Annotated in this window: 2 protein-coding genes; both read left to right on the forward strand. The window is 60.1% G+C overall.

The window, feature by feature from the left end:
• Positions 1 to 496: Fe-S cluster assembly ATPase SufC (sufC, locus tag A2I95_RS36925; protein WP_291737447.1), on the forward strand; the 496-nt coding region annotated here is incomplete at its 5' end.
• Positions 497 to 1,532: SufD family Fe-S cluster assembly protein (locus tag A2I95_RS36930; protein ID WP_291737448.1), on the forward strand; the 1,036-nt coding region annotated here is incomplete at its 3' end.

Below are 1,532 nucleotides of genomic sequence, written 5' to 3' on the forward strand. Positions count from 1 at the left end.
GTACCCGGTGGAAATCCCCGGTGTGGGCAACATGACCTTCCTGCGCACCGCGGTGAACGCACAGCGCAAAGCCCGTGGCGAGGAAGAGCTGTCGGCCTCCGACTTCCTGAAAATTATCCGCGCCAAAGCCAAAACCCTGAAAATCGACGCCGACATGCTGAAGCGCCCGGTCAACGTCGGCTTCTCCGGCGGTGAGAAGAAGCGCAACGAGATCCTGCAGATGGCGATGCTGGAGCCGAAGCTGTGCATCCTTGATGAAACAGACTCGGGTCTTGACGTGGACGCGATGAAACTGGTGGCTGAAGGCGTGAACGCGCTGCGCGACGAGGGCCGCGGCTTCCTGGTGATCACCCACTACCAGCGCCTGCTGGACCACATCAAACCGGACGTGGTGCACATCCTGGCAGGCGGCCGCATCGTCAAGACCGGCGGCCCCGAGCTGGCGCTGGAAGTTGAGAACAACGGCTATGCCGGCATCCTGGCAGAGGAGGCGTAAATGGCCCTGCCGGAAGTAAAGCAAAGCGCAACCGAGGCGCGGCTGTCCGCGCTGACCCTGCCGGAAAGCGGCTGCCTGAAGGCGGCCCGGCAGGCAGCGCTGTCGCGGGTCCAGACTATGGGCCTGCCCAGCCGCCGGGATGAGTATTGGAAGTACACCCGTCCCGAAACTCTGGTGCAGGCTGAGGCTCTCAATGCCGCAGTGTTCGCTGCGGAGGAAACACCGATGTTCAGCGCTTTTGAGCGGCTGAACATTGTATTTGTCGATGGCGTTTTCGACGCTGAAGCCTCGGATGATTTGTCGCTGGAAGGTTTGACCATCGACCGGATCGAGGATATCTGCTGCAAAGATATCCATTGGGCCAAGGATTTGTACGGTGTTCTTGAAGCACGTGGCCAAACCCCGGTGGAACGCCCGCTGGCGGCGCTGAACACCGCTTTTGCCACCGATGGCGTTGCGATCCGGGTAACCGGCAAGGTCTCCAAACCGATCAACTTCACTTATGTGCACTCGGATGAGAGTTCCGACGCGATCCTGCATCACGTGGTTCGCGTGGAAACTGGCGCAGAGGTAACGATCCTGGAAAATGGGCCGGCGGCCTCGCGCTTCAATAAGTGTATGGAGATCGACATTGCTGATGGCGGCAAGCTGCATCTGGTGCGGGCGCAGGGCCGGGACCACGAGCGCCGCGCGGCAACGCATCTGTTCACCCGTCTTGGCGCCGAGTCTGTTTTCAAATCGTTCACCCTGACCGTGAACGGTGTGCTGACCCGCAACGAGGCGGTGATTGAGCTGACCGGCGATGATGCGATTGCGCATATTGCGGGCGCTTGTGTCGGCGATGGCGACTTTCACCACGATGACACCGTATTCATTACCCATGACGCGGTGAACTGCGAAAGCCGTCAAGTGTTCAAGAAGGTGCTGCGCAACGGGGCCACTGGTGTTTTTCAGGGCAAGATCCTGGTGAAGGAAGGCGCGCAAAAGACTGACGGATATCAGATTTCCCAATCCTTGCTGCTGGACGGCGACAGCC

It is taken from the genome of Leisingera sp. F5, from assembly GCF_001593695.1.